Origin of the sequence: Hominimerdicola alba, assembly GCF_900109655.1 — a bacterium.
Lineage (GTDB): Bacteria > Bacillota > Clostridia > Oscillospirales > Ruminococcaceae > Hominimerdicola > Hominimerdicola alba_B.
Genome location: NZ_FOAT01000011.1, coordinates 87,628 through 114,083, shown reverse-complemented (window position 1 = coordinate 114,083; position 26,456 = coordinate 87,628). Strand labels below are relative to the sequence as shown.

General features: G+C 47.3%; 18 protein-coding genes. 13 read left to right on the top strand and 5 right to left on the bottom strand.

Annotated features, from left to right (window positions below):
- Window positions 1-309: 309 nt before the first annotated feature.
- From BMY75_RS12225 to BMY75_RS12195, 7 genes are all read left to right on the top strand, one after another.
- The gene (locus BMY75_RS12225; RefSeq protein ID WP_074834152.1) at window positions 310-945 is read left to right on the top strand and encodes a TetR/AcrR family transcriptional regulator; all 636 of its coding nucleotides are present in this window, start codon (window positions 310-312) and stop codon (window positions 943-945) included.
- A complete protein-coding gene (locus BMY75_RS12220; protein ID WP_074834151.1) occupies window positions 938-2,680 on the top strand; it encodes an ABC transporter ATP-binding protein in 1,743 nt (580 codons plus the stop codon). The genes BMY75_RS12225 and BMY75_RS12220 overlap by 8 nt, the downstream gene beginning before the upstream one ends.
- Window positions 2,677-4,413, top strand: coding sequence for an ABC transporter ATP-binding protein (locus tag BMY75_RS12215; RefSeq protein ID WP_074834150.1), 1,737 nt, complete (start codon window positions 2,677-2,679; stop codon window positions 4,411-4,413). The genes BMY75_RS12220 and BMY75_RS12215 overlap by 4 nt, the downstream gene beginning before the upstream one ends.
- A gap of 32 nt (window positions 4,414-4,445) precedes the next feature.
- Window positions 4,446-4,640: an MptD family putative ECF transporter S component gene (locus BMY75_RS18820; protein ID WP_081350543.1), complete on the top strand. Its 195-nt coding sequence runs from the start codon at window positions 4,446-4,448 to the stop codon at window positions 4,638-4,640.
- Window positions 4,641-4,812: 172 nt separating this feature from the next.
- Window positions 4,813-7,455 carry a leucine-rich repeat protein gene (locus tag BMY75_RS12205; RefSeq protein ID WP_074834149.1) on the top strand — a complete coding sequence of 881 codons (2,643 nt, stop codon included), beginning with the start codon at window positions 4,813-4,815 and terminating at the stop codon, window positions 7,453-7,455.
- A 215-nt stretch (window positions 7,456-7,670) separates the two neighbouring features.
- Window positions 7,671-8,393 (top strand): DUF434 domain-containing protein, encoded by a 723-nt coding sequence (locus tag BMY75_RS12200; protein WP_074834148.1) that lies wholly within the window; start codon window positions 7,671-7,673, stop codon window positions 8,391-8,393.
- 231 nt (window positions 8,394-8,624) lie between these two features.
- Window positions 8,625-9,458: a VanW family protein gene (locus tag BMY75_RS12195; RefSeq protein WP_074834147.1), complete on the top strand. Its 834-nt coding sequence runs from the start codon at window positions 8,625-8,627 to the stop codon at window positions 9,456-9,458.
- 79 nt (window positions 9,459-9,537) lie between these two features.
- Here the strand turns inward: BMY75_RS12195 and BMY75_RS12190 are convergent, their stop codons facing one another.
- The 5 genes from BMY75_RS12190 to BMY75_RS12170 all read right to left on the bottom strand — a co-directional run bounded on the left by BMY75_RS12190 (window position 9,538) and on the right by BMY75_RS12170 (window position 17,528).
- Complete coding sequence (locus BMY75_RS12190; protein WP_074834146.1) at window positions 9,538-10,722, bottom strand: LL-diaminopimelate aminotransferase; 1,185 nt, start codon at window positions 10,720-10,722, stop codon at window positions 9,538-9,540.
- A 5-nt stretch (window positions 10,723-10,727) separates the two neighbouring features.
- A complete protein-coding gene (gene purF / locus BMY75_RS12185; protein WP_074834145.1) occupies window positions 10,728-12,143 on the bottom strand; it encodes an amidophosphoribosyltransferase in 1,416 nt (471 codons plus the stop codon).
- Entirely contained in the window at window positions 12,140-13,744 is a 1,605-nt protein-coding gene (locus BMY75_RS12180; RefSeq protein WP_074834144.1) for a CTP synthase, read from the bottom strand. The genes purF and BMY75_RS12180 overlap by 4 nt, the downstream gene beginning before the upstream one ends.
- Window positions 13,745-13,757: 13 nt before the next feature.
- On the bottom strand, window positions 13,758-15,341 hold the full coding sequence (gene asnB, locus BMY75_RS12175) for an asparagine synthase B (protein ID WP_074834143.1): 1,584 nt from the start codon (window positions 15,339-15,341) through the stop codon (window positions 13,758-13,760).
- A 90-nt stretch (window positions 15,342-15,431) separates the two neighbouring features.
- A complete protein-coding gene (locus BMY75_RS12170) occupies window positions 15,432-17,528 on the bottom strand; it encodes a glutamine synthetase III family protein (protein ID WP_074834142.1) in 2,097 nt (698 codons plus the stop codon).
- Between the two features lie 456 nt (window positions 17,529-17,984).
- On the opposite strand from BMY75_RS12170, the gene BMY75_RS12165 reads away from it, so the two are divergent.
- The 6 genes from BMY75_RS12165 (at window position 17,985) to BMY75_RS12140 (ending at window position 26,441) form a co-directional block, all read left to right on the top strand.
- Window positions 17,985-19,076: a class II glutamine amidotransferase gene (locus tag BMY75_RS12165; RefSeq protein WP_074834141.1), complete on the top strand. Its 1,092-nt coding sequence runs from the start codon at window positions 17,985-17,987 to the stop codon at window positions 19,074-19,076.
- Window positions 19,076-20,581 (top strand): glutamate synthase-related protein, encoded by a 1,506-nt coding sequence (locus BMY75_RS12160; RefSeq protein WP_074834140.1) that lies wholly within the window; start codon window positions 19,076-19,078, stop codon window positions 20,579-20,581. Before BMY75_RS12165 ends, BMY75_RS12160 begins: the two co-directional genes overlap by 1 nt.
- A 14-nt stretch (window positions 20,582-20,595) precedes the next feature.
- Window positions 20,596-21,024 carry a 4Fe-4S dicluster domain-containing protein gene (locus tag BMY75_RS12155; protein ID WP_074834139.1) on the top strand — a complete coding sequence of 143 codons (429 nt, stop codon included), beginning with the start codon at window positions 20,596-20,598 and terminating at the stop codon, window positions 21,022-21,024.
- A 5-nt stretch (window positions 21,025-21,029) separates the two neighbouring features.
- Window positions 21,030-22,265 carry an NAD(P)/FAD-dependent oxidoreductase gene (locus tag BMY75_RS12150; protein ID WP_074834138.1) on the top strand — a complete coding sequence of 412 codons (1,236 nt, stop codon included), beginning with the start codon at window positions 21,030-21,032 and terminating at the stop codon, window positions 22,263-22,265.
- A complete protein-coding gene (locus BMY75_RS12145; RefSeq protein WP_074834137.1) occupies window positions 22,262-22,984 on the top strand; it encodes a GltB/FmdC/FwdC-like GXGXG domain-containing protein in 723 nt (240 codons plus the stop codon). The genes BMY75_RS12150 and BMY75_RS12145 overlap by 4 nt, the downstream gene beginning before the upstream one ends.
- Window positions 22,985-23,879: 895 nt before the next feature.
- Entirely contained in the window at window positions 23,880-26,441 is a 2,562-nt protein-coding gene (locus BMY75_RS12140; RefSeq protein WP_074834136.1) for a transglutaminase domain-containing protein, read from the top strand.
- Window positions 26,442-26,456: the final 15 nt, after the last annotated feature.

Genomic DNA, 26,456 nt, shown 5'->3' with positions numbered 1-26,456 from the left:
CCTTATGAAGAATCAAATAGTGCAATAAACAGTCGATATCGATAGTTTGCAGTATTCTTCCCAACGCCGTAGGTAAGGAAAGAATACATCTCAAATATTTATTTTACCGGCATATGAAGTGTTGTGCTAAAGTGATAGCCCTGATATGACTTAGAAAAAAAACGGCGATGCGTTCAAAATCAAATCAACGCATCGTCGTTTTTTTGTTCGTTTATACAAATCATCAGAATAGCTTCTTGACATTGCAGTTAACATATGCTACAATGATAATCGGATTATCGATAATCCAATTTTCATAGGAGAACCAAAATGGCAATACCTGATAAAAGAATCGACCCACGACTTCTTGCCAGTGCACAGGCAGAATTCATGAAACATGGCTATCTCAAAGCAGAATTGAAAACTATCTGCGAGAATGCCGATATCACAACAGGTGCAGTTTACAAGCGCTACAAAGGCAAGGAAGATCTGTTCAATGCAGTTGTTGAAAACATCGTCAATGAACTGAATAACTTCGTTGAAAGCCGTTCAAATACTGATTTTTCTGCTTTTTCGGACGATGAAATATACAATTCATGTGAGATGTCGTATGAATCAATGATGCCGCTTTTCAAACTGCTTTATAAAAACCGTGAAACAGTTTCTTTACTGATAGACAAGGCAGCAGGCACACGTTACGAGAATTTCAACCACGAATATGTCACGAAAATGAGCTATGCATATGAGCAGTTTTATTATGAAGCATATAAAAGAGGACTTGCTCATGCAGAAGTCACCAGAGAAGAATTTCATGTTCTGATATCGTCTTTCTGGACTTGTGTCTGTGAGCCTATCATTCATGATATGTCATGGGAGCAGATCGAGGAGCATTGCCGTATCGTCTGTCGGTTTTTCAACTGGCAGGATGTAATAATGCTAAAGAAAGGCGATGAAAACAATGTTTAACAAGATAAAGCCATATATGGGAGGCTATATCAGATATACATATACGGCATTGGCGGTCATGTTTGCGGGACTGATCGCTTCAGCTGTGCCGTTTTTTATGCTGTACCGCATCATAAAACCGCTTATCGACGGTGAAAATCTTTCAGCCGGCTATTATGCAGTACATATAGCCATTATTTTTGTGTGCGAGTTAGTTTATTCTAACTTATATGTACTTGGACTGAAATACTCCCACATATCCGCATACAACACATTGAAAAATATCCGTATATCATTGCAGAAAAAGCTGGAGCGTCAGCCGCTCGGCACAATACAGGATATGGGCAACGGCAGGATAAAAAAGCTGTTCACCGATGATATAGATCAGGTAGAGCTGTTACTGGCTCACGCAATTCCCGAAGGTATATCCAACCTTGCAATGGCACTGATAGCAATTATATGTATGTTCTTTGCAGACTGGAAGCTGGCACTGCTGTCGCTCTGCTCTCTGCCGCTCGGACTGTTTGCAATGGGCATGATGTTCCGCACGGGTATGAAACGAATGAACGCCTACTACGCCGCATCAGCAAAGATGAATGCAACGATAATCGAGTATGTAAACGGTATGGAAGTTGTTAAGGTCTTCGGTCGTGACGGCGAATCCTATCAGCGATATGAAAGCGATATCAAAAGCTACCGTGATTTCACGCTTGCGTGGTATAAAGCTTGCTGGGGCTGGATGGCACTTTATAGTGCGATACTTCCATGTACGGCTCTTTTCATGCTCCCTGTCGGAACACTGTTTGTTATCAATGGTACATCTACACTGGCTGATCTGATACTGGTGTTCTGCCTGTCGCTGTCGATCGGTGTACCACTGCTGAAAGCGCTGAGCTTTGCAGGCAAATTCCCACAACTCGGCTATAAGATAGACGAGATCGAAAAGGCTATGGATCATGAGCCTTTAAAAAGTAAAGATAATCAATTTATCGGTAATTCACATATCGTCAGATTCGATGATGTCCGTTTTGCTTATCAAGAACAGGAAGTCCTGCACGGCGTTTCACTCGAACTCGGAGAAGGGACGCTTACGGCGCTGGTCGGCGAATCGGGCAGCGGCAAATCAACTCTTGCAAAGCTGCTTGTCCATTACTATGATCTGAACGGCGGACATATCACCCTCGGCGGTCAGGACATCACCGATATGAGCATTGAAGCGCTGAACGACAACATCTCCTATGTATCGCAGGAGCAGTTTCTGTTCAACACCACGCTGTATGAGAATATCCTCATCGGAAAGCCCGATGCGTCCCGTGAGGAAGTACTGGCAGCGGCAGAAAAAGCACAATGCGGTGAGTTCCTGAAACGTCTGCCGAAAGGCATTGACACAATGGCAGGCGACGGAGGTAAAATGCTTTCGGGCGGTGAGCGACAGAGAATTTCTCTTGCAAGGGCGATATTGAAAAATGCACCTGTCATCGTGCTTGACGAGGCAACAGCCTTTATTGATCCCGAAAACGAGGAGAAAATGAATGCCGCCATTGCCGAGATAATCAAGGGAAAGACCGTCCTTGTCATTGCACATCGCTTGCAGACGATAGTGAACGCCGACAAAATTTGTGTTATGAAGGACGGAAATATCATTGCCGCAGACACACATGAAAAGCACCTGCAAAGCTGTGCGGAATACCAGAAATTATGGAACAGCAGCGAAGCAAGAGCCAACTGGACTATCGGAAATGAGGTGAGGGCATGATAGGAATGATAAGACGTATCCTCGGCGTTTCGGGGAAATACAAGGGCAGGATATACGGTGCTATGGGCTTTTCATTTCTGAAAGGTCTGCTCATGAAAGTACCGATAATTCTCACATATTTCATCGTTACAACTTACATTGACGGTACGCTTACGAAGAAAACCGCTCTTTACGGAGCAATAGCACTTGTGGCAAGTATCATCGTGCAGGCAGTGTCCCAGTACCTCGCCGACAGGCTGCAAAGCGGCGCAGGCTACCTGATATTCGCCGATATGCGAATGAAGCTTGGCGAGCATCTGCGCCGCCTGCCGATGGGCTATTTCACCGAGGGCAACATCGGCAAGATAAGCTCTGTGCTGTCAACAGACATGGTGTTCATCGAAGAAAACTGCATGATGGTGCTTGCGGACATGATGAGCTATCTGTTCTCGCAGGCGATCATGAGCGTGTTCATGTTCGTGTTCGATTGGCGGCTCGGTATTGCTTCGCTCTTGATAACAGGATGTATGGTCATACTCGGCAGGCACATGATGAAAAGCGACCTCGTTCATTCCGATGAAAAGCAGGAAGCCGCTGAGATACAGACGCAGGCGGTGCTTGATTTCACCGAGGGCATCGGCATTATCAAGACCTACAATCTGCTCGGTGAAAAGTCAAAGGAGCTGACCGACAGCTTTGAAACCAACTGCCGTGTGAACCTTGATTTTGAGTTTTCTCACCACCCGTATAAGAGTGGCGTGTTCCTTATCTACGGTATCGGCACGGTCGTTATGCTTGCGCTTTCGGCATTTCTCTATACAAAGGGACTTATGGAACTGAATTTCTTTCTCGGAATTATGCTGTGTCTGTTTGACCTTTTTGTGCCGATAAAGTCATTCTACGATCAGGAGGCAAGGCTGACGGTGATGAGTGCTTGTATGGACAGGATAGAATCCCTCTTTGCTGAAAAGGAACTTGAAGATAACGGTACTCAGCTGCTTACAGACAGCAATGCCCCAGAGATAGAGTACCGCAATGTCACATTTGCCTACGGCGAAAAGGACGTGCTGAAAGATGTGTCATTCAAATCCGGTAAAGGCACAATGACTGCTTTGGTCGGACCGTCAGGCGGCGGCAAATCTACTATCGCAAGTTTGCTGACACGTTTCTGGGACGTAAAAAGCGGCGAGATACTTCTGCGTGGTACGGATATCCGAAAAATACCGCTTTCTATTCTCATGGATAATATCAGCATGGTCTTCCAGAGAGTATATCTGTTTCAGGATACGGTGTACAACAATATCGCTCTCGGCAGACCGGATGCAAACCGTGAAGAAGTCATCGAAGCTGCAAAAAAGGCTCGATGCTACGATTTCATTATGGAACTGCCCGACGGATTTGATACAGTCATAGGCGAGGGCGGTGCAAGCCTTTCGGGTGGGCAGGCACAGCGTATTTCTATCGCAAGGTGTATACTGAAAGATTCGCCAATTGTCATTCTAGATGAAGCAACTGCAAGCATTGATGCTGACAATGAAAGCTATATCCAGCAAGCGATTTCAGAACTATGCAAGGGTAAAACGCTGCTTGTAATCGCACACAGGCTCAATACTATCGCTCATGCTGATAACATCATGGTTATCAAAGACGGCGAGATAGCGGAATCCGGAAATCATAAGCGGCTTATGGATATGGGCGGTATCTATCATAACATGGTCACAAAACGAGCAGTCAGCACGGGTTGGAAGAATTAAAAAGTAGTATATTTATGTAAAAGAAATTTGAGATCCAAGACCTTATCACGGTAGGTGTTTTTACCGCACTGTATTTTGCGGTAACATTTGCCGTCACTTGTATCGGATTTATCCCGAAATTCATGGTATTTATGCCGTCGCTTGTTCAGATATTTGCAGGAATATCGCTTACAAATCCTGCAAACAATCCGAATCAATGGCTCAATGAAGATAATAAAAGTATTTGAAATTGCATTTTCACTTTTGATCTAGCCGTATTTTTCCCGATTTGCACGAAAGTACCGATATATATTTGTTAAGGTTTGCCCTTGTTTCTTAGGATTTTTCATGATATAATACATTGTTATGACAGTCAGATATTTGTCACATATCATTTTTATCAAATAAGAGGTCGATCTCATGAAAAAACAAATTATCTGCGGACTTGCAGCGGCAGTGCTCACTACATCAGGCGGCGGAACAGCACTCGGAAATGCAGTTGAAATGAATTTTGAGATTTCGGCAAGTGCGGCTCAAAATCTTGCATTCGGGGATTTCAGGTATGTAAACAGCGATACAGGTGTTACGATAACAAAATATGTCGGCGAGAATAATAAAGTCATTATTCCTGATACTATTGACGGAAAACCTGTTACGGCCATCGGGGACAATGCGTTCAAGTCGTGCTTTGATATTACAAGTGTAACTATACCGAATGGTGTTACAAGCATCGGAAACCAAGCATTTTACTCTTGCTGGAATCTTGCAAGCATAAATATCCCGTACGGTGTAACAAGCATCGGAGATTATGCGTTTGAAGATTGCCACATAACAAGCATAAACCTTCCCGACAGTGTTACTAGCATCGGAGATTATGCATTTTCATCATGTTCAAAACTGACAAGCATAGATATCCCGCGCAGCGTTTCGAGCTTTGGAAAGAATGTGTTCGCTGTATTCATTGATGGCTCCAATCTTAAAAGTATAAACGTTGATCCCGACAACAGTTACTATACCTCAGTAGACGGTGTAATGTATAATAAGGATATGACAGAACTCGTGGCTTTCCCTAATGGCAAAACAAGTGTGGTGATCCCGGACACTGTTAAGAGTATAGACGAAGCCGCTTTTCGATCCTGTAGAAATCTTGAAAGCGCGACTATTCCGGGCAGCGTTAAAAGTATAGGTAAAGAAGCTTTTTACGAATGCAGTAAACTTAAAAGCGTGACTATCCGTAACGGAGTTAAGCATATAGAAAAATCCGCTTTTGAAAGCTGTGAAAAGCTCGAAAGCGTATCTATCCCGAACAGCGTTGAGAGCATTGGTGATAATGCGTTTTATGACTGCAAGGCTATGACAAGAACGACTCTCCCAAATAGTAATGTTAGCATTGGTAAATACGCTGTCGGTTACTACTACTATGAAAACTGGGATAATCCATATGCTGACAATTCCGGGACACGCTTGCTCAAGAACTTCAAGATATACTGCTACGAAGGCACAAACGGCGAACAGTACGCGAAAGACAATAAGATCGCCTACGAACTGATCGAATCTGCAACCCCTGTCGTTACATACACCCCTGACAAAGGCTGTGTTACCCTCAACTGGGAAGAGGTCGCAGGCGCGGAAAAGTACGCGGTAGGGATCAAAATAAACGGCAGATGGACTGCCATAGAAAAAACATACGACACTTCATATGTGCTGAAAGGTCTAAAAGCAGGCGTTAAATACAACGTTGCGGTCATTGCGATGCTTAACGGCGAGTGGTACACCAATTTAAAGGGTGCAATAACCGTTACCCCAAATGAGCCTGTTGACAACTACCCTACGGTAACAGGTATCGAATACAATGAGCAGTTCCAACGGTTCAGACTGACCTGGGACGCAGTTGAAGGCTCGACAGAGTATGGCGTTGCATTGAAAATCGCGGGCAAGTGGAAAGTTCAGGCTTGTACCGACAAGACCACATATACTTCACCCAAACTCAAACCCGGCAGTATTGCTGAAGTAGTGATCTGTGCCAAGATAGACGACGAATGGGATACAAGAAATATCGACGGCAGGGCTTTCAAGGTCGCAACAAGTGACAAAACGGTTGTAGATAGTGGCACTTGCGGCAAGAAAGTGATATGGACGCTTGATGATGAGGGTACACTTACTTTCTGCGGCACGGGATCTATAGTACGTTCCGAATATAATAATAAAGATGTAAAAAAAGTCATCATCGGTGATGGTATAACAAGCATCGGCGGCGGCGCTTTCTCCGACTGCAAAAACCTTTCAAGCATCAATATTCCGGACAGTGTTAAGATCATCGGCAGTTACGCTTTTACCGGATGTACAAGTCTTAAAACCGTAACTATCCCCGAGACTGTTACGTTCATCGGCTATAAGACCTTTGGTTACATGGATGACAATTACTTGTATGGAGAAGGGATCTACGGCTTCAATATCCGTTGTTATAAAGGCACTGCCGCTGAGGAGTATGCTTACGATAATGGAATACCCTACACAATTATTGACGATAAGGTACCCGATCTTACAGCCGTTCCGGGCAAATATTGGGCAACGCTCAACTGGAAATCTGTCAAAAACGCAGAGAAGTATGCTATTGCTGTCAAAGTCGACGGAAAGTGGACTCTTGTCGAAAAGACAATAGACACTACATACACGCTGTATGGTTTAAAAGCAGACACAAATTACAACGTTGCGGTCATTGCAATGTTTAACGGCGAGTGGTACACCAATTTTTCTGGCGCTGTAACCGTTAAACCTAATGCACCTGTTTATATGTACCCAAAGGTAACTGATATTGAATACAACGAACAGTTCCATCAGTTCAGACTGACCTGGAACGAAGCCAAAGGTGCGGAAGAATACGGCATTGCAGTGAAAATTGCCGGCAAGTGGAGAATTCAGACTTATACCGACAAGACCACCTTCACATCTCCAAAGCTTAGACCTGACAGTATTGCCGAAATGGTCATCTGTGCCAAGGTAGACGGAAAGTGGGATACGAGCAATATAAACGCAAGAGCATTCAGTGTTACCGTGAAATAAAAACCCACCGAAATATATTTCATCTAAAGCCAAAAGAGGGACAGTATTTTCAGCTGTTCCTCTTTTGGTTTTCCAAACCGCATACACTGCGTTTATCTCGGTCTTATGCATTAAGCTTGACTTTTCAGATGGAGCATGGTATACTGATACTATCCAAAAAAACAGACTATCTTTTGATTTCAGACAAGCTTTACGGTTTTCTATGAGGTGAAAATATGGCTCAAAATGCTAAACGAGGCTTTATGCCCACAGATGAACGGGATTTTTCCGAAAAGGCGATACCAAAGCTTCGCAAAGCGGCTGAGGAGGTCTATTATCTGCTGAACCGCGGCTATCCTGTAACAGGCACCACAAGGTTCATCGGCGACCATTATCAGCTGTCCGAGCGTCAGCGCCTTGCACTGGCACGCACCGTATCCCCCGAGGAAAACATCATTTCCCGCAAACATCGCCAGCTCACGGATATCATAGGAAAGACCATTTATATCGACGGATTCAATGTCATCATCGGTCTGGAGATCGCCTATTCCGATTCAATGCTTTTCCACTGCATGGACGGCACTATCCGCGACCTGGCAGGTCTGCACGGCACATACAGGCTGATACCCCAGACGGATCAGGCAATTCATGCTTTGCTTGCATCTCTGGAGACCCTTGGCGTGGAAAAGGCAGTCATCTATCTCGACCAGCCTGTATCCAACTCAGGCAGACTAAAACAGAGGATACTTGAATTAACGAAACAGCTCCCCTTTTCACTTGAAGTTGAGATCGAGAATCCCGTTGATGCCATACTTAAAACCAAGCCCCTTGTCGCATCAGCTGACGCCATAATCCTTGATGAATGTCAACAGTGGTTCAACCTCGTGAAATACGTCATTGAAAAGCAGATAGGTGATTATCCTTACATTGAGATCACCCCAGGATTAGAGCTTATTTAAAATACTCCATTTGCCGTCATGAAATAAGTGACGGCTTTTGTTTTACTGCATTTTGATCATCTGATTTTTGTCAGTTAATCAACCACAGTCATGTTTTTTCTCAATTCACATAAAGTTCTTATTAAATTAACGTAGCTTTTGTAACTTTCCGGTGATTTGCTCGTCTAATATAGTGTATGATAGCAGAGCACATGGTCGAAAACTATTTATTTGAAAGTGAAGGTAATAAAAATGAAGAGAAAACTATTCTGTGAAATTTCCCCACTAACTTACGCATTATCAGTCAAAAAGTGCGAAGCCCTCAGGTTTTTGCACGATATCAAGGACAAGCACACATTCGCACGCACATTCTCCGAAAACAAACTTGAATACCTGATCTACAAGCACAACTCCCTTATCCGCAGAAGACTTGGCAACGTTGATATGCATCTTCAGGAAAACAAAGCTGTCAACCTTTCCCTTGCCGCACCCAAGATAAATACCGTGCTTATCCGCCCCGGTGAAACTTTCTCATTCTGGAACCTTGTGGGCAGTCTCACGGTGAAGAAAGGCTACCGCGAGGGTCTCACCATATTCTCCGACCACCCCTCATCTGGTCTCGGCGGCGGTATGTGCCAGATGACTAACCTTATCCACTGGATGATACTCCATTCCGAACTCACCATCACCGAGCACCACCACCACGACCAGATCGACCTCTTCCCCGATTTCAACAGGACCATACCATTCGGCACAGGCACTTCCATAATGTATAATTACCTGGATTACCGCTTCCGCAACGATACCGACAACACCTACCAGCTGATAATCTATACCACCGATGAATACCTCTGCGGTGAGCTGAGAGCCGAAAAAAGGCAGTCCTACAAGTTCCATATACAGGCTGAGAACGTGTACTTCTCCCGTGAAGACGGCATAGTATACCGCAACGGCGATGTTTACCGCGACAAGATAGACCGCCGTACAGGCGAGCACGTTTCAAGAGAACTGATAAGGCACAACCACGCAAGAGTATGCTATGATACAACAGGTCTGACAATCGTCGAGGAGAAGACAGCAGGCTGATAAAGCAAAAAGACAGATATCCACGCAGGATACCTGTCTTTTCTTTATATAATATCATCAGGTGAGGAAATCAAACCAATCAGTCCAGCAGTTCCAGCAGCTTTTCAGCCGCTTTCTCGGTGTCCTCGGGGCTGCCGAAGGTGGAGAATCTCAGATAACCCTCGCCGCACTTGCCGAAGCCCTCGCCGGGTGTGCCGACTATCTGTGCTTCGTTCAGCAGCTTGTCAAAGAACTCCCAAGAACCCATGCCATTAGGGCACTCCATCCAGATGTAAGGCGCGTTCTTGCCGCCTGTGTACCAGATGCCCAGCTTGTCAAGAGCCTTCATCAGGGTGCGGGCATTCTTCTTGTAAACGTTGATGTTCGCGTGTATCTGCTGCTGACCCTCAGGGGTGAATACCTCGCAGGCAGCGCGCTGTATAATGTAAGATACACCGTTGGTCTTGGTGGTGCGGTTGCGTACCCACATATCATTGAAGTTCATGCCGTTGCGCACAAGGTCCTTGGGTATAACGGTGTAGCCCAGACGTGTACCTGTGAATCCAGCAGTCTTTGAAAGTGAGCATATCTCAATTGCACAGGTACGTGCACCCTCGATCTCGAATATGGAATGAGGCAGACCTTCTTCCTCGATAAAGGATTCATAAGCCGCATCGAACAGTATAACAGAACCGTGAGCGTTAGCCCAGTCCACCCAGACCTTCAGCTGTTCCTTGCTGAATACAGCACCTGTGGGGTTGTTGGGGGAGCACAGGTATATCAGCTCAGCAGATGTATCATCATCGGGCAGGGGCAGAAAACCGTTCTCTCTGGAAGAAGGCAGATGAACTATCTCTCTGCCACCCATGATGTTTGCATCAACATATGCAGGGTATGCAGGCTCGATTATCAACGAACGGTTTGAACGGTCAAAGATATCAAGGATATCACCCAGTTCGTCCGAAGCACCCGAGGATACGAATACCTCGTCATCTTCAAGGACTACTCCCCTGCCGCGGTAATAGTCAGCGATAGCCTTTCTCAGGAAAGGCGCACCGCACTCTGGCATATAGCCGTTGAAAGTCTTGGCATCAGCCTGATCGTCAGCCGCCTTGTGCAGACCCTTGATAACAGCGTCGCAAAGTGGCAGAGAAACATCGCCTATGCCCAGACGAAGGATATGCTCATCGGGGTGTGCAGCCTGATAAGCCTTAACTTTCTGACCTATGTTATAAAAAAGGTACGAAGCCTTTAAATGGGAATAATTCATGTTAGGTGTAAGCATTTTTATCACTCCTGTATCTTCATTTCGTATTTATCCTTGTGTGCTTTTTCGGGAACGGGTGTGGGATAGCTTCCGTTGAAGCAAGCCTTGCAGCAGCCCGCACCCAGATTCAGCTTGTCCAGCGCTTCCATGGGCAGATATCCCAGACTGTCAGCGCCCATCTCAGCCGCTATCTCTTCGGGGGTACGGCGTGCCGCTATAAGGTTCTCTTCCGAATCTATATCAGTGCCGTAGTAGCATGGGTGCAGAAAAGCAGGTGCAGATACGCGGAAATGTATCTCCTTTGCTCCCGCCTCTCGGAGAAGCGCAACTATTCTGCCCCCCGTAGTGCCGCGGACTATGGAATCATCCACCAGTACAACGCGCTTGCCCTTTACAGTTTCTTCCACTGCCGAAAGCTTTATTCGCACCTTGTCAACACGGCTCTCCTGCGTGGGGGATATGAATGTCCTTGCAACATACTTGTTCTTGATAAGCCCTATGCCGTAGGGTATACCCGACTCCTGTGAGAATCCCAGCGCTGCATCAAGTCCCGAATCAGGCACGCCTATAACGATATCTGCATCAACAGGACAGCTCTCAGCCAGTATATGTCCCGCTCTCAGCCTTGCGGAATGTACCGATACACCGTCGATAACGGAATCGGGACGGGCAAAGTATATGTACTCGAATATACATATGCTCTTAGGCTTTTTGCCGCAGTGTGAACGGTCTGAACGCACACCGTCCTTGGAGAATACCAGCATCTCTCCCGCTTCGATATCACGGACGAACTTCGCACCCACAGCAGTAAGCGCACAGCTCTCCGATGCCACCACATAGGTGCCGTCAGGCATCTGTCCGAAGCATAAAGGTCTGAACCCGAATGGGTCACGGCAGGCGATGAGCTTTGTGGGGCTCATCACCACAAGGGAATAAGCGCCTTCGATTATGTCCATTGCGGAAAGCACTGCTTCCTCGATAGAGCCTCTGATAAGACGCTGCTTTGTTATTATGTAGGCGATGGTCTCAGTATCGGAGGTTGTATGGAATATAGCCCCCGAAAGCTCCAGCTCGCTTCTCAGCTCTCCCGCATTGGAAAGATTTCCGTTGTGAGCCAGCGCCATGCGCCCTTTCATGTGGTTGACAACTATTGGCTGACAGTTGCGCCTTTCGTTGCCGCCTGTTGTGGAATACCTTACGTGTCCCACAGCCATATTGCCCTCGGGCATATCAGCCAGTACGCGGTGGGTGAATACCTCACCTGCAAGCCCTACATCTTTGTGTGCGGTGATGACACCGTCCTCACAGACTGCGATGCCGCAGCCCTCCTGACCTCTGTGCTGCAAGGCGTAAAGTCCGTAGTATACTATCTCGGCAAGATGGGATTTCTGCGGGGAGTATAAGCCGAATACTCCGCACTCCTCATGCAGACCGCTCATTTGCTGCTCCTCTCTGCCGCCGCGGAAACGAACCCCATAAACAGCGGATGAGGACGGTTGGGACGGCTCTTGAACTCTGGGTGGAACTGTACGCCCACATAGTAATCACGGTCGGTGAGTTCAACAGTCTCCACCAGTCTGCCGTCAGGGGACATACCGCTGAGGGTAAGACCCGCATTTGAAAGTGTATCGCGGTAATCGTTGTTAAATTCGTATCTGTGGCGGTGACGTTCGCTTATCTCATTCTTTCCGTAGCATCTCTCCATGGTAGTACCCTGAGAGATAACACAGGGGTAAGCACCCAGACGAAGCGTGCCGCCCTTGTCGATGCTGTCGCTCTGACCGGGCATAAAGTCGATGACCTTGTGCTTGCATACCTCGTTGAATTCGCCCGAATCAGCATCGCTGATACCGCATACATTTCTGGCATATTCGATAACAGCTATCTGCATACCAAGGCATATACCGAAGAACGGGATATTGTTCTCTCGTGCGTACTTGACAGCCTGTATCATGCCCTCAATACCTCTTCCTCCGAAGCCGCCGGGGACTATAATACCGTTAACGCCTGCAAGGGACTCGCCGATATTTTCAGCAGTGAGCTTTTCGGAATCCACCCAGCTGATATCAACGTGTGTACCGATGGAATATCCCGCATGGCGAAGTGCCTCAGCCACCGAGAGATAAGCATCGTGAAGCTCGGTATATTTACCTACCAGAGCTATCTTTGTGGTGGTGTCAGCAGACTTTATCCTCTCCACCATCTCGCACCATTCATCAAGATGCGGGCGGGGAGCTGTTATTCCCAGTCTGTCACAGACAACATCGGAGAATTTAGCTTTCTCCAGCATCAGCGGAGCTTCATAAAGATCAGGCAGTGTGATGTTCTCTATAACACACTCGGGGCGAACGTTGCAGAAAAGTGCTATCTTCTGGAAGATAGAAGGCTCCAGAGGTCTGTCACAGCGCAGTACGATGATATCGGGGTTTATGCCCATGCCCTGAAGTTCCTTTACGGAATGCTGTGTAGGCTTGGACTTGTGCTCGTCCGAACCGCTCAGGAAAGGCACCAGTGTAACATGGATAAACAGCGCGTTCTCCCTGCCCACTTCAAGGGATATCTGCCTTACTGCCTCGATAAAGGGCTGAGATTCGATATCGCCGATAGTACCGCCTATCTCGGTGATTATAACATCAGCGTCGGTCTTCTTCCCCACCGAGTATACGAATTCCTTTATCTCATTGGTGATATGAGGAATTACCTGCACCGTGGAACCCAGATATTCGCCTCTGCGCTCCTTGTTAAGAACATTCCAGTATACCTTACCCGTGGTCAGATTTGAATACTTGTTCAGATCCTCGTCGATGAAACGCTCATAGTGTCCGAGGTCAAGGTCTGTTTCCGCACCATCCTCGGTAACGTATACCTCACCGTGCTGATAAGGGCTCATGGTACCGGGGTCTACATTTATATAAGGGTCTAGCTTCTGTGCTGCCACAGTCAGCCCACGGGATTTCAGCAGTCTTCCCAGAGAAGCCGCAGTGATACCCTTGCCAAGTCCCGAAACGACTCCTCCCGTAACAAATATATATTTTCTCATCAGGCTGTCCTCCTTATTCTGCACTTGCGCCGTAGTTTGAAAGTACTCTTGCCGAAGGGTCGTTGACGTTGCAGCCTTCCCAAGACTTGTTAGGCATCCAGAAATCAACGATCATCTCGCTTTGACCCTCGTAGTATTTCTCGAATATCTCGCGGTAAAGCAGAGATTCCTTAGTAAAGGGCTGAGCATGGGTGTACTTCTTTCTCAGTGTTTCAAACTCTTCCTCAGTGTAATAATCCTCAGCATAAGCTTTCAGATAGTTTACAAGAGAATGTCCCACAGCGTCGGAGAACGCAGCCTTTTCTCTCCAAAGTATGTTCTCGGGAAGAACTCCGTAAGCCTCAAATGCCTTACGCAGCAGGAACTTGCCCTTGCCGTAGGTGTTGAGTTTCTTTTCAGGGTCTATCGCCATTACATATTTTACAAAATCAAGGTCGCCGAAAGGTACTCTTGCTTCAAGAGAGTTTACAGATATACATCTGTCAGCACGCAGAACATCATACATATGGAGCTCGCGAACACGCTTCTCGGCTTCACGCTGAAATTCCTCAGCAGAGGGTGCAAAATCAGTGTACTTGTATCCGAAAAGCTCATCGGATATCTCACCTGTCAGCAGTACGCGGATATCGGTCTGCTCATGTATAGCCTTGCAGATAAGGTACATACCCATGCTTGCACGGATAGTGGTTATATCAAATGTTCCCAGCAGATGCACAACATCGTCCAGCGCCGCAATAACATCGTCCTTTGTGATGATTACCTCAGTATGCTCAGAGCCGATATAATCAGCGGTCTCCTTAGCATATTTCAGGTCGATGGCGTCTTCCGACATACCGATAGCGAAAGTCCTGATGGGCTTATCGGATTTCTGCTGTGCGATAGCGCATACCAGTGAAGAATCCAGACCGCCCGAAAGCAGGAAGCCTACCTTTGCATCAGCCACCAGACGCTTCTCGATACCAGCCACAAGCTTGTCATGAATGTTCTTGTAGATAGTCTCATGATCGTCATGACATACATGGTCAGGTCTTGCGATATCATTGTAGCAGTGGAACTTGCCGTCTATATAATAGTGTCCCGGAGGGAAAGGCATGATCTTGTCGCAGATGTCCACAAGGTTCTGTGGCTCGCTGGCGAATACCGCAGCACCCTCCTTGTCATAACCATAATAAAGGGGACGTATACCAATGGGGTCACGGGCAGCGATGAACTTGCCTGTCTCGCCGTCAAAGATTATGCAGGCAAACTCAGCGTCCAGCATAGCGAACATATCGGTCTTGTACTGCTCCCACATGGGTAGAAGTATCTCACAGTCCGAATCGCTCCGGAAGCGGTATCCCTTCTTTGCAAGGTCATCTCTTATCTTCTCAAAGCCGTAAAGCTCGCCATTGCATACAACATAGCTGTTACCCAACCTGAATGGCTGCATTCCATCGGGTGTAAGACCCATTATCGCAAGTCTGTGGAACGCCAGTATACCGCCGGGTACAGCCTCATAACGGCTGTCATCAGGTCCTCTTGATTTTGTCCTTTCAAAACATTTTTCCATAAGGTCACGGTCAGCTTTGACCGAGCACCAACCCATAATACAACACATAATCTGATTCCTCCGAAAAACGGAACTTGGCTGTCGCATTTCTGTGGCAGCCATTTCCTTATAATTTAAGATAGGATTTTAGTATAACGCTTATTTAACACCGAACAGCAGCTCGTCGTAGGTCGGGAACGGCCAGAACTTTGCAGCTGTGATCTTTTCTGCCTCATCGCAGGAAGCACGAAGCTTTTCCATAACACCGAGAAGTTCATCTCTGATGATGTAAGCGGTATCGGTAACGCTGTCTGAATCCTTCACCTTATCGAGAACGCTGTCAAGTTCGTCAAGGCTCTGATAAGCCTCTCCTGCATAGCCCGAAAGCTTCTTCACTGTCTCGGTCTCATAGGTGCAGGCAAGATCGGTAGCAAGTGATTTCTTTGCATTTGCGGTCTTTGCAACGAATGCTGCATATTCCTCAATAGCGGGAAGTATCTCGCGGCGAGCCAGCATCTCCATGGTCTTGGCTTCGATAACAACAGCCTTGCAGTAGTTCTCAAGAGTGATCTCTGTACGGCTGCGGAGCTCAGCTTCGGTGAATACCTTGTGAGCAGTCAGCATCTTGACGTTCTTCTCGTCAAGCAGATGAGGGATAGCATCGGGAGTTGTGCGGTAGTTCAGCAGACCGCGAACCTCAGTAGCTTCCTTGATCCATGTATCATCATAGCCGTTGCCATTGAAGACGATGCGCTTGTGATCGGTGATTGTCTTCTTGATCATCTGGTGGAGAGCGTCCTCGAAGTTGTCAGCCTTCTCCAGTCTGTCAGCGTAGATCTTCAGGCTCTCTGCAACTGCTGAGTTCAGCATGATGTTAGCACAAGCGATGCTGTCAGCAGAACCAACCATTCTGAACTCGAACTTGTTGCCTGTGAATGCGAAAGGCGAAGTACGGTTACGGTCGGTGGTATCTCTTGTAAATCTGGGCAGTACGCTTACACCCAGCTTCATTACAGTCTTTTCAATGCCCTCATAAGGAGTATCGTTCTCGATAGCCTCAAGGATGCCCTCAAGCTCCTCACCAAGGAAGATGGAGATAACTGCGGGAGGTGCCTCGTTTGCACCCAGGCGGTGATCGTTGCCCGCGGTAGCAACGGAGATCCTCAGCAGATCCTGATAATCGTCAACAGCCTTGATAACTGCACACAGGAACAGAAGGAACTGTGCATTCTCATAAGGTGTCTCACCGGGAGTCAGCAGGTTAACGCCTGTATCGGTGGCGATAGACCAGTTATTGTGCTTACCTGAACCGTTGACACCGTCAAAAGGCTTCTCATGCAGCAGACAAACCAGTCCGTGCTTCTGTGCCACCTTCTTCATGATCTCCATAGTCAGCTGGTTGTGATCGGTAGCGATGTTTGTGGTAGCGTAAATGGGTGCAAGCTCGTGCTGTGCAGGTGCGACCTCGTTGTGCTGGGTCTTTGCGAGGATACCCAGCTTCCACAGTTCCTCGTTCAGGTCGCTCATATAAGCCTCAACTCTGGGCTTGATAACACCGAAGTAGTGGTCGTCCAGCTCCTGACCCTTGGGAGGCTTAGCACCGAACAGTGTTCTGCCTGTATAAATAAGGTCTTTTCTCTGATCGTAAAGCTCCTTGGGGATGAGGAAGTATTCCTGCTCGGGACCAACAGAAGTTGTAACGTGTCTTACCTGATCGTTGCCAAAAAGCTTCAGGATACGCAGTGCCTGCTTGTTGAGAGCTTCCATCGATCTCAGCAGAGGTGTCTTCTTGTCGAGAGCCTCACCGCCGTAAGAACAGAAAGCAGTAGGGATGCACAGTGTCTTGCCCTTGATGAATGCATAAGATGTAGGATCCCATGCGGTGTATCCTCTTGCTTCAAAAGTAGCTCTCAGTCCGCCCGAAGGAAACGATGATGCATCAGGCTCGCCTTTGATGAGTTCCTTGCCCGAGAAGTCCATGATAACTCTTCCGTCGGGAGAAGGGCTTATAAAACTGTCGTGCTTTTCAGCAGTGATGCCTGTAAGGGGCTGGAACCAGTGAGTATAATGTGTAGCTCCCTGCTCGATCGCCCAGTCCTTCATAGCCTCGGCAACTGCATTGGCAACAGTGATGTCAAGCTTCTCGCCGATATCAATAGTATTTTTCAGTGAATTGTAGACCTTAGATGCCAGTCTTGATTTCATAACTCTGTCATCGAAGACCTTGCTTGCAAACAATTCGGGTACCGTACTCATTATGATTTCCTCCGTTCGTTATAAACAAAAGCGTCCCCGATGAACAGAGAGTATTATCCCTGTACACGAAGACGCCATTGCCTTATAATATAGAAATTATATTTAGGAAAGACTCTATACTTTACTTTCCATATGCCTTTCCAATGTCAACAAAAAAAGACAAAGAGCCTTGAAACCTAAGCTTCATTCAAGACCTCTTTGCCTTCCATGGTTTGTATTATACACCATGCCGAAGCATTTGTCAAGCACGTTTTTCACAAAACTCTTGAAAGTTTACAAAGCAAATCTTGCAAAAATTTCACAAATCTTGCAAAACCCCTTGACAAAAATGAAATTGTGAGATATAATACTTGCAAATACTGCATGAGCAATGGCGTTCATTCTTTTTTATTGCCGTGAAGCGATTCACGCCGATAAAAAAGGGTGAACGTTTTTTTATGATAAGGAGTGCTGAAAATGAAACTTGAAGGCGAAGTTCGTATACCGTCCGGCTGTGCGATAGCGGCAGTCATTTCAAGAGAAGGTAAAGGGATAACGGGAGATGTTATCTATAATGCCATGAAACCCATGCACGACCGTTCAAACGGTCTGGGCGGAGGATTTGCGGCTTACGGTATCTATCCCGAATACAGAGATCTGTATGCTTTCCATATCTTCTTCGATCACCGTTCCACACGCAAGGAATGTGAAGCTTACTTAAAGGAACGTTTCGAGATCGTAAAGGGTGAGCTGATACCCACCCGCAAGATCCCCCAGATCACTAATGAACCTATTATATGGAGATACTTCTGCGCACCGCTTGGTTCAATGGTTGCTTCCGAGCAGGTTGACGAAAATGAGTTCGTAGCCCGCACGGTAATGAAGATCAACACCGAGATGAAGGGTGCATACGTATTCTCCAGCGGAAAGAATATGGGATGTTTCAAAGCCGTTGGTTATCCCGAAGATGTCGGTGTATTCTATAAACTGGAAGAGTACGAGGGCTATTCCTGGACAGCCCACGGACGTTACCCCACAAACACCCCCGGCTGGTGGGGCGGCGCACATCCCTTCTCCCTGCTGGACAGCTCAATCGTCCACAACGGTGAGATCTCTTCCTACGATGCAAACCGCCGTTTCATCGAAATGTTCGGCTATAAATGTACATTACAGACCGATACCGAGGTCATCACCTATATCCTCGACTATCTGCTGAGAAGACAGGGTCTTACTATGGAGGAAGCTGCTTCCGTTATCGCAGCGCCTTTCTGGTCTACGATCAACTCGAAGCCCGAAAAGGAAAAAGAAAAACTTACATTCTTAAGACAGGTGTTCCCAAGTCTGCTGATAACAGGACCTTTCTCAATAGTATATGGCTGGAACGGAGGACTCATGGCACTCAATGACCGCCTGAAGCTACGTTCGATGATAACCGCCGAAAAGGACGATAAAGTATTCATAGCCAGCGAAGAAGCCGCAGTAAGGGTAATGGAGCCCGATGCCGAGAACTTCTACGCACCTGCGGGCGGAGAGCCTGTCATAGTAAGAGTCAAGGAGGGTAAATTCTGATGATAGATCATTTTATATATCCCGAGTTCGAGGTAGTGCGCAACGATAACCGCTGCATACAGTGCCGTGTCTGTGAAAGACAGTGCGCCAACGAAGTACACAGCTTTGACCCCGACCGCGGTATCATGCTTTCAGACGAAACTAAATGCGTAAACTGCCAACGCTGCGTATCTCTATGTCCCACAAGAGCGCTCAAGATAGTAAAGAGCGACTGCCGTCTCCGCGAGAACGCAAACTGGGCTGACGATACTATCAAGGAAGTTTATAAGCAGGCAAACAGCGGCGGTGTGCTGCTGTCTTCAATGGGTAACCCCAAGCCCCTGCCCGTTTACTGGGATAAGATCCTGATAAACGCTTCTCAGGTAACAAACCCGCCTATCGACCCCCTGCGTGAACCTATGGAGACCAAGGTCTTCCTCGGAAAAAAGCCCGAAAAGATCAAGCGCAACGAGGACGGCGAACTCATCACCGAGACATCTCCTCAGCTAGAACTCTCCATGCCTGTTATGTTCTCTGCTATGAGCTACGGCTCAATCAGCTATAACGCTCACGCTTCCCTCGCACGCGCAGCTACCGAGCTTGGTATCTGCTACAACACAGGTGAAGGCGGTCTGCACGAAGATTTCTACGTATACGGACCCAACACCGTAGTTCAGGTAGCATCAGGACGTTTCGGTGTTCACAAGGATTACCTGGAAGCTGCCGCAGCTATCGAGATAAAGATGGGTCAGGGTGCAAAGCCCGGTATCGGCGGACATCTCCCCGGCGCTAAGATAGTCGGCGACGTATCCAAGACCAGAATGATACCCGAAGGCTCAGATGCTATCTCCCCCGCACCTCATCACGATATCTATTCCATCGAAGACCTCCGTCAGCTGGTATTCTCCCTCAAAGAGGCTACCGAGTATAAAAAGCCTGTTATCGTAAAGGTCGCAGCCGTTCATAACATCGCAGCAATTACCAGCGGTATCGCCCGCAGCGGTGCGGATATAATCGCTATCGACGGCTTCCGTGGAGGTACTGGCGCAGCTCCCACACGTATCCGCGATAACGTTGGTATCCCCATAGAACTTGCACTGGCATCCGTTGACCAGCGTCTGCGTGACGAGGGCATCAGAAACAACGTATCCCTGGTAGTAGGCGGCAGCGTCCGCTCCGCAGCAGATGTTGTTAAGGCAGTAGCCCTTGGTGCAGATGCAGTATATGTTGCAACAGCAGCACTGCTGGCTATGGGATGTCACCTCTGCCGTACCTGCCAGAGCGGCAAGTGCAACTGGGGCATCGCTACCCAGAGACCCGAGCTCGTTAAGCGTCTGAACCCCGATATCGGTTCACGCAGACTTGTAAACCTCATGGACGCATGGCGCCACGAGATCAAAGAACTTATGGGCGGCATGGGTATCAACTCCATCGAGAGCCTCCGCGGCAACAGACTTATGCTGCGCGGCGTAGGGCTCACCGATAAGGAACTCGAGATACTGGGTATCTCCCACGCAGGCGAATAAGGAGGGTCATTAATATGAAAAGAGTATTTGTTAATGAGGAATGGTGCCTCGGCTGCCACCTCTGCGAATATAACTGCGCTTATGCCAATTCGGGACTTTCCGATATGGTAAAAGCGCTCAAAGGCAAGGATATATATCCCCGCATACACGTCGAGGAATCCGACGGCATAACCTATGCGGTATCCTGCCGCCACTGTAAAGACCCCCTCTGCGTCAAGAGCTGTATAGCAGGTGCTATCTCCATCGAAGACGGTACAGTAAAGATAGATAAGACCAAGTGTGTCGGCTGTCTTACCTGCGTACTCGTATGTCCCTACGGCGCAGTAGCAGCAGGTCCCGAGGGCGCAGCACAGAAGTGCGAGCTTTGCCTTGCAAACAGCTGCGGAGCTCCCGCCTGCGTAAAGGGATGCCCCAACAATGCCATAGTTTATGAGGAGAGGTGAGCAAAGTGGCTGAATATGTTATCATAGGAAACGGAACAGCCGCAGTCGGCTGCATAGAGGGTATAAGGAGCATCGACAGCGAGGGTGCTATCACCGTTATCTCAGGGGAAGAGCACCACGTTTACTCCCGTCCTCTTATATCCTATCTGCTCGAGGGCAAAACAGACCTCGAAAGAATGAAATACCGCCCCGCGGATTTCTATGAGAAGAATAAAGTAAATGTAGTATACGGCAAAGCCGCAAAGATAGATATCGAAAAAAAGGTAGCAGTTCTTGAAGGCAAAGGAAAATTCGGTTATGACAAGCTCTGTATCTGTACAGGCTCTTCTCCCTTCGTCCCCCCTTTTGAGGGTCTCGATAAGGTCAAGAAGAAGTATTCTTTCATGACCCTTGATGATGCTCTTGCACTTGAAAAAGTCCTCACAGAAAAGTCCCGTGTGCTGATAGTCGGCGCAGGTCTTATCGGTCTTAAATGTGCCGAGGGTATCGCTGAAAGAGTTGGCAGCATTACCGTCTGCGACCTTGCCGACAGAGTTCTCTCCTCTATCCTCGATGCTGAGTGCGCAGCATATATGCAGAAAGAACTGGAAGCCCACGGCGTAAGCTTCATGCTGGGCGATACCGCTGTAAAGTTCGATAAAAACAAGGCTTATATGAAGAGCGGTGCCGAGGTTGAATTCGATATCCTCGTCCTGGCAGTAGGTGTAAGAGCCGCGACCGAACTTGCAAAGCAGGCAGGCTGTGAAGCCAACAGAGGTATCATCATCGATACAAAAATGCAGACCACCGCAGCAAATATCTATGCCGCAGGCGACTGTTCCGAGGGTTATGACAGTTCCATCGGCGCAAACAGAGTACTGGCTATTCTGCCAAATGCCTATATGCAGGGCAGATGCGCAGGCATAAATATGGCAGGCGGTTTTTCCGAAATGACCGATTCCATACCCATGAACTCCATAGGCTTCTTCGGTCTGCACTGCGCAACAGCAGGTGCTTATCCCGAAGACGGCGAAGTTTATGAAGAACGCACCGATAAGGGCATCAAAAGGCTGTATTTCAAGGACAACAAGCTCGCAGGCTATATGCTCATAGGCGATGTCAACAGAGCAGGTATCTATACTTCTCTTGTACGTGAAAAAACAGTCCTTGATGAGGATGAGACCGAAAAGGTCAAGAAAATGCCCTCGCTAGCTATCTTCTCCAATGATAAGCGCAAAACAAAACTCGGAGGTGTGGTATGATGAATATAAATGCAACAGGGCTCGATTATAAAGAGCTCAACGAATCTTTAAGACAAGTACACGGCAGCTGTACCATAACAAACTGTCTCGGACAGAGATTCATCGCCGCAGGCATCTCCGATAAGACCCTGAAGATAAGCGGCATCCCCGGCAATGCCCTCGGCGCATACCTTAACGGCGCCAAGATAGAAGTTATGGGCAATGCTCAGGACGCTGTGGGTGATACCATGAACGACGGCACCATCGTTATACACGGCAACGTAGGCGACGCTGTGGGTTATGCAATGCGCGGCGGACATATTTATGTTCAGGGCAACGCAGGCTACCGCTCGGGTATACATATGAAAGCCTATAAGGAGAAACAGCCCGCCCTCATCATCGGCGGACGCGCAGGCAGCTTCCTCGGCGAATACCAGGCAGGCGGAACCATCATCGTCCTCGGTCTTAACAGTGATGATAAGCCTATAGTCGGCAACTTCCCCTCCACAGGTATGCACGGCGGAAAAATGTTCCTGCGTTCCGAATGCAAGGGTATCCACTTCCCCCATCAGGTACACGCCCGCCCCGCTACCGAAGAAGATCTCAAGGAGATATCTCACTATCTAAGAAGATTCTGCGTCTACTTCGGTCACGAACTCAACGAGGTACTTGACCACCCCTTCACTGTCGTTACCCCCGACAGCAGCAACCCCTACAGACAGATGTATGTTGCAAACTGATCATCATTACTGTTGACCAACATTGTTTAGCCCATAAGAATCAACACATATCGAAAAGCCCTTGCTCTCACCCCCTGAGAGCGGGGCTTTTTGCTTTAACCAAATAGCGATTTTCTGTAAACTGTCAAGAAAGAGAGCTTTGGCTCAAGCCTTTCGCGAAAGGCTTGCGGGAGTTAGAGGGCAGAGCCCTCAACTCAAGGAGCAAAAGCGACGTGGCAACAAAGCAATAAATAGCACAGCAATCTCCTGACCAAATAGGCGCGGCAATAACAAAAATCCGAGCGTGGACAATCGAACAGTCCACGCTCGTTCTTTTCGCGTAAAATATTGCCGCGCCCGCTGTCAAACAGCGAAGCGTCTTTGACAGCTCGACCCGAGAAACGATAGACGAAAACAAGCAAATAACCGCCTACCCCAATAACAACCGATGTATCTTAGCATAACTTCTAAATTCTTACCTGCCACATTGTGCAAACAACTGTTTTTAAATTTAACTCGGATATATTTCTGCAAGAGTTGTACAAAAACGTACAACTTTTCCGCCAAAAACACTGATAGTGAAAAGTATCTGCTCCCCACATCAGATACTTTCAAATCTTTCCCCACTGTGCGCACGTAGGCAGGCAGCTGCCCACTATGACTACGGCATACGAGGCGGCGTGCGGTACTGTACAGCGGGCAGCATCTTGACAATCAAATATTATCGTTCAAAAAGCAGAAACAAATTATGGGAAACTATCAGAAAAAAGCGCGTGAATTGTTGGATTTAACCATATCTGACAACCATTTTATCTGTATTTGTCACATTGACTTTCTTGCACAATTGTGATATAATATAATTAGTAATTTAGGTATTTTTATATACTATTAACAATATTTTAAGGAGGTATAACTAATGAGAAAACCGGCACTCAATAAAATTGCTGCCCTCGCTGCAGCTGTCTGTATGATTTTTACTTCTATCCCTGCGTGGGCGGCAACACAGACCGATCCATCAATGATAGATTACGACCAGAGCATCTCAGAAAAACGTGAGAACTATATCGAACTCGTCGGCAAAGCTGCGCTTTCCTACAGCACTGACTTTATAGATGTCAGCGCACTGAAACTAAGGGCAAATTCGGACGATATCAGCGATTTTCAATCGGCTGTTCAGGCTAATTATCCCGAGCTTTTCTACTGGAGATCCACAAGCTATTATTCCAGCGGTTCATATGTCACTAAGATCAGACCTGTGTATTCGTATGATAAAGATACTGCCATGAGTATGCTGGCAGAGTTCTACAATGAAGCTGACAAGTATCTTGCACTGGTGAATGACAGTATGTCTAACCTCGAAATAGCCATCGTTCTCCATGATGCCATAGTAAACGATGTAGCTTATGAGTATCCCGATGTGGCTGACAAGGAAACTTACAGCTTATTGATAGAAAAAGTCGGCTACTGCGACCTCTATTCAAAGGTCTATGCATACCTACTTTCACAGTGCGGTATACGTTCCGAGATAGTTTTCTCCGATGCGATGAACCATGAATGGCTGAAAGCCGAGCTTATCCCCGGCAGATATTTCAATATCGATATCACCTGGGACGACCCAACTCCCAACGTCAACGGCAGGGTCACACACACATATTTCGGACTCAGCGATACCGCCCTGCAAAGCGATAACTCCCACTATGATTATAGTACCATATATCCGGATGATAAATACTTCGACAACTCGGGCATAAAAGACTTGGATACCGCAATAGTCGAGCTGAACGGCGATCTGTACGCTATATATTCAAATTCCTCCAACTGGACAAGACAGCTTGTAAAGCTGAACATAGTTCTCGGTCAGAACAGCGGAAAGATCGAACGCAACACCGTTTCAAACCTTAATAATATGGTCTGGTCGGCAGGCAGTCAGGGCTACTGGACAGGCGTCTATACAGGTTTTTTCAAGCACGGCAGCAAGCTTTATTACAACACCCCCGATTCCATCTGCTGGTTTGATCCTGCAACTTCCGAAAGCGGTGTTCTTGTAAAGCCAAGCAAGCCATCGGGCAAGAGCATTTACGGCTGCTATACCGATAACGGCACAGTCTATGCGGTATACAAATCCTCACCAAATGATTCGGGAACTCCCACATACTCGGCTGTGTACGATCTCGGCGATGAACCATATGTACCGCCCGTACATGAGCACAGCTATTCCGGTGCAACGTGGAAATGGTCAGATGATATGAGCAGTGCCACTGCAAGTTTCAAGTGTATCAGCTGCACCGATACCCAGACAGTCAATGCAAAAGTCGTATCATCCTATAACAGCAGCGGCGACCTCATCTATACTGCCACTGCTCAGTTTAACGGCAAAACTTACACCGATGTTAAGACAGTTTCGCTGTACACGCTGACTATCTCCGAGGCGCTGGAGATAGTTGGTTCAGACAGACCCGCAGTAAACGGGAAGTATTACAGCGGCACAAAGGTCACTGTAAAGGCACGTGATGAGTTCAGTATTTCAAGATTGATCGTGGTCAATATCTCGGAATACAAACAGAACTCCGACGGTACGCTGACCGTTACCGTTTCGGGCAATTCTGAGATAAGGGCTGAATACAAGGTCAGCACTACATTTATAGAAGGCTTCAGCGTTACCCTTGGAAGTCAGATTGGGCTGAACGTTTATTTCAAACCCGAATATGATATTGTTGATGACGGCTATATCACTTTCAGCGGAAAATCAGGTGAAATCAGGATCGCTATAAGCGATATCACCCCCGATGAGAACGGCAGATACAAGGCGACTTTCTATATGTCCGCCAAGGATATAGATGAAAAGGTAAATATCAGTTTCGGTAACGGCAGCGGCAATAATGTTGAGTTCTCTCTGCTGAACGGCAAGCCCTTTGTTGAGAGCATAGCTTACAGCCCCACGGACTACCTCAACATTCTCAGCAAAAGCAGTGACAAAAAGCTTGCAGCCCTTGCCGATTCGGTAAAGGTTTACGGCAATAATGCTAAAGCTTTCTTTGATGGTATCACACCAGATAAGATGGTGACTGGTCTCACAGCCAGCGATATCAATAGCTTTGCTCCTTCCGTGACCGCAGGCAAGTCCACAAAATACTACGGACAGTCCTTGCTGCTTCGTTCAAATACGGCTCTCAGACTGTATTTCAAAGGCGATATCAGCGGATGCAAGGTAACAGACAGCAAAGGCAGAAACGTTTCATATGTTACTGGTACAGCATCGGGAATGAACTATGTTGAGATACCCGATATCACAGCCGACAACCTTGAAAGCAAATTCACCGTTGCCCTCGCAGACGGCGGCAAGGTGACACTCAGCCCCATGACTTATGTTTATGAAACTCTTCTCCACTACGAGAAAGATTCTTCAAATGCACAGCTTTGCAGCACAGTCAGGGCGCTGTACAACTACAATAAGGCAGTACAGAATTATCTGAGCTGACGATCAAAAGCCATA

Excerpts from the sequence above, each read along its gene's own strand:
- BMY75_RS12225 (WP_074834152.1), top strand. The coding sequence starts at position 310 with ATGGCAATACCTGATAAAAGAATCGACCCACGACTTCTTGCCAGTGCA.
- BMY75_RS12220 (WP_074834151.1), top strand. The coding sequence starts at position 938 with ATGTTTAACAAGATAAAGCCATATATGGGAGGCTATATCAGATATACA.
- BMY75_RS12215 (WP_074834150.1), top strand. The coding sequence starts at position 2,677 with ATGATAGGAATGATAAGACGTATCCTCGGCGTTTCGGGGAAATACAAG.
- BMY75_RS12205 (WP_074834149.1), top strand. The coding sequence starts at position 4,813 with ATGAAAAAACAAATTATCTGCGGACTTGCAGCGGCAGTGCTCACTACA.
- BMY75_RS12200 (WP_074834148.1), top strand. The coding sequence starts at position 7,671 with ATGGCTCAAAATGCTAAACGAGGCTTTATGCCCACAGATGAACGGGAT.
- BMY75_RS12195 (WP_074834147.1), top strand. The coding sequence starts at position 8,625 with ATGAAGAGAAAACTATTCTGTGAAATTTCCCCACTAACTTACGCATTA.
- BMY75_RS12190 (WP_074834146.1), bottom strand. The coding sequence starts at position 10,722 with ATGCTTACACCTAACATGAATTATTCCCATTTAAAGGCTTCGTACCTT.
- purF (WP_074834145.1), bottom strand. The coding sequence starts at position 12,143 with ATGAGCGGTCTGCATGAGGAGTGCGGAGTATTCGGCTTATACTCCCCG.
- BMY75_RS12180 (WP_074834144.1), bottom strand. The coding sequence starts at position 13,744 with ATGAGAAAATATATATTTGTTACGGGAGGAGTCGTTTCGGGACTTGGC.
- asnB (WP_074834143.1), bottom strand. The coding sequence starts at position 15,341 with ATGTGTTGTATTATGGGTTGGTGCTCGGTCAAAGCTGACCGTGACCTT.
- BMY75_RS12170 (WP_074834142.1), bottom strand. The coding sequence starts at position 17,528 with ATGAGTACGGTACCCGAATTGTTTGCAAGCAAGGTCTTCGATGACAGA.
- BMY75_RS12165 (WP_074834141.1), top strand. The coding sequence starts at position 17,985 with ATGAAACTTGAAGGCGAAGTTCGTATACCGTCCGGCTGTGCGATAGCG.
- BMY75_RS12160 (WP_074834140.1), top strand. The coding sequence starts at position 19,076 with ATGATAGATCATTTTATATATCCCGAGTTCGAGGTAGTGCGCAACGAT.
- BMY75_RS12155 (WP_074834139.1), top strand. The coding sequence starts at position 20,596 with ATGAAAAGAGTATTTGTTAATGAGGAATGGTGCCTCGGCTGCCACCTC.
- BMY75_RS12145 (WP_074834137.1), top strand. The coding sequence starts at position 22,262 with ATGATGAATATAAATGCAACAGGGCTCGATTATAAAGAGCTCAACGAA.
- BMY75_RS12140 (WP_074834136.1), top strand. The coding sequence starts at position 23,880 with ATGAGAAAACCGGCACTCAATAAAATTGCTGCCCTCGCTGCAGCTGTC.